This is a genomic window from Paeniglutamicibacter sp. MACA_103 (assembly GCF_045798555.1).
Lineage (GTDB): Bacteria > Actinomycetota > Actinomycetes > Actinomycetales > Micrococcaceae > Paeniglutamicibacter.
In genome coordinates this window covers 1-2,544 of sequence record NZ_JBIXLN010000098.1, presented here as the reverse complement: position 1 = coordinate 2,544, position 2,544 = coordinate 1, and the positions used below count along the sequence as shown (strand labels likewise).

Sequence of the window (2,544 nt, the reverse complement as noted above, 5' to 3'; positions counted from 1 at the left end):
GTGGGGGAAACGCCCGGTCCCATACCGAACCCGGAAGCTAAGACCCACCGCGCCGATGGTACTGCACTCGGGAGGGTGTGGGAGAGTAGGTCACCGCCGGACAACACGTCCCGGAACCCCCAAGCCCCAGGCTTGGGGGTTCCGATGTTTAACGGCCACATCGGGGCAACGGCTTGAGTCTTGCGGCGCCACCTGCGACGACCCGCATGACTCGTAAGCCCCCTTCGTGGCAACAGCCGTTAGTGTTGAGGGATGGACGGACTATTCTCACACGCGGCATCAGCCAGCGAGCCTGGCTCCCAAGATGATTACCGCTTGCCGGAGCACCGGCATACGGTTAGCGTCCCGGTTTCTGCAGACCAGGCCTTTGAAGGCTTTTCGGATTACATCCACTTATGGTGGCCGGTAGGCAAGTTTTCTCACTTTGGCCCGGGCAGTCATGTCACCTTTGACAGGGGAAACCTGGTCGAGGAATCGGAAGACGGCGAGCAGCATCTTTGGGGCAAGATCGTGCATCTTGATTCACCGCAGACCATCGTCCTAGACTTCACCCTGGGCATGGAAATCGCACCTCCCACCCATGTGAGCCTCGAATTCCATGATCAGGGAACAGGCACCGAGCTCGTCCTGACGCACGACGGCTGGAGCTCCGGTCAGGTTGGCCAGGAGCAATACGAGCACTACACACAGTGGCCAGAGATCCTTGACTACTATGCCCGCTTCATGGGAGCCAACAGCCGGCCAGACCGCTAGACCGCCCGCATAGCCAAAGACCGCCGTGGCCTGTTCGCGGCATAACCATTTTAAGAATGCTCTGAAAGGGTGGCATGAGCCCCGAATCCGCCGACTCGGCACTGATTGAAGATCTGATCCTGCACGTAGGTGAGGGGGCTGTGTCGACCGATTCCAAGACGGTGTTGGCCTACAGCCATGACTTCGGAAAGATCGTTGACCACCAGTTGCCGTTGGCTGTTGTCTTTGCCGAGCGCGTGGAAGACGTCCAGGCTGCCTTGCGGCTGGCTTCGGCGGCCGGAGTCAAGGTCGTGCCTCGCGGGGCCGGCACGGGCGTCTCAGGCGGCGCCCACGCGACGGCACGTTGCATCGTGCTCTCCCTCGAGCGCATGGACCGGATCCTGGAGATCCGCCCCGAGGACGAAGTGGCAGTGGTCCAGCCCGGTGTCATCAATGCGGCTCTGAACAGGTCTGTTGCCAAGCATGGGCTCATGTATGCACCGGACCCCGCCAGCTACCAGCAATCGACTATTGGCGGCAATGTGGCCACCAATGCCGGCGGGCTGCGTTGCGCCAAGTACGGGGTCACCACGGACTCGGTCCTGGGCTTGGACGTCGTCTTGGCCGATGGCACCTTGATCAGCACCGGGCGGAACACCTTCAAGGGTGTTGCCGGTTATGACCTGACTTCGCTGCTGGTGGGTTCGGAAGGGACCCTGGGTGTGGTCGTCTCTGTCACCGTGAGGCTGCGTTACCTCAGCGAAAAGACCTGCTCGATCGCCGCGGTGTTCACGGACGTCGCCCAGGCCGCCGCCGGGGTAGTGGCCATCGCCGGGGTGCGGGTGCAGCCGGCGATCTTGGAGCTGATGGACATCGGGACCATGCACGTCCTGGATGCCGCCTACGGTTCCGATCTCAGCGCCCGGGGCGGCGCCATGTTGTTGGTCCGCACCGACGGACACGGTGCCGAAATCGAGGCAGATATCGTCCGCTCGGCACTTGAAGGCCTCGGAGCGCAGGTGAGCCCGCCGAACGACGAGGAAGCCGTGCGGCTGATCGAGATGCGGCGGGCAAGCCGCGGGGACGGACAGGACGACAAGTATCGGGTGGGGGAAGACGTGGCGGTTCCCCGATCGGCCATGGTCGATTACATGGGAACGCTCGATCGGATTGCCGCACGGAACAATGTCATGGTGCGCATCGTCGCCCATGCCGGGGACGGCAACCTGCACCCCACCTTCTGGGTTGACCCGGTCGACGGCGCCGAGGGCGTGGCAAGGCTTGACGCCGCCCTGGCGGAGTCCATCCGTGCCGCCCTGGACGTGGGCGGGACCATCACCGGCGAACACGGCGTGGGCACCGTCAAGCGCGAATGGCTGGCCTGGGAACAGTCCGAGGACGTGCTTGAGCTGCAGCGCAAGATCAAGGCGGTCTTCGACCCGCAAGGCATCCTGAACCCCGGCAAGGCGATCATGTGACGTAGACCCCCCTGCCCCGATTAGGTGTTGGAGTGAAAAGTCGGTAAACTTTTTATTCGTTGGTACAACACCGGGATATGGCGCAGCTTGGTAGCGCGCGTCGTTCGGGACGACGAGGTCGCAGGTTCAAATCCTGTTATCCCGACCAATGTGAGCCCCGCAAGAAACTTCGGTTTCCTGCGGGGCTCGTCCCATTTAAGGCACCCTTTTCGTGCGAGTGCGTATCCGGGGTTATAGGCAAAAGTATGTGTCCGCCGCGGGTGTGTTATCGGTGCGGCCCTGCCGCCGAGTCTCCCACTCCCACGTCCCATAAACAGGTGTGGGGGCCCGCCCC

The 2,544-nt window shown here is 62.7% G+C and carries 2 protein-coding genes, 1 tRNA gene and 1 rRNA gene; all 4 read left to right on the top strand.

Annotation, left to right across the window (positions count from 1 at the left end; genetic code table 11):
- Nucleotides 1-102: ribosomal RNA gene (gene rrf / locus ACIPVK_RS21665) — 5S ribosomal RNA — on the top strand; the annotation flags it as partial.
- A gap of 150 nt (nucleotides 103-252) precedes the next feature.
- Entirely contained in the window at nucleotides 253-753 is a 501-nt protein-coding gene (locus tag ACIPVK_RS21660) for an SRPBCC domain-containing protein (protein WP_407614048.1), read from the top strand.
- A gap of 74 nt (nucleotides 754-827) precedes the next feature.
- Entirely contained in the window at nucleotides 828-2,210 is a 1,383-nt protein-coding gene (locus ACIPVK_RS21655; RefSeq protein WP_407614047.1) for an FAD-binding oxidoreductase, read from the top strand.
- A gap of 71 nt (nucleotides 2,211-2,281) precedes the next feature.
- A tRNA-Pro gene (locus ACIPVK_RS21650) sits at nucleotides 2,282-2,358 on the top strand.
- Nucleotides 2,359-2,544 lie beyond the last annotated feature (186 nt).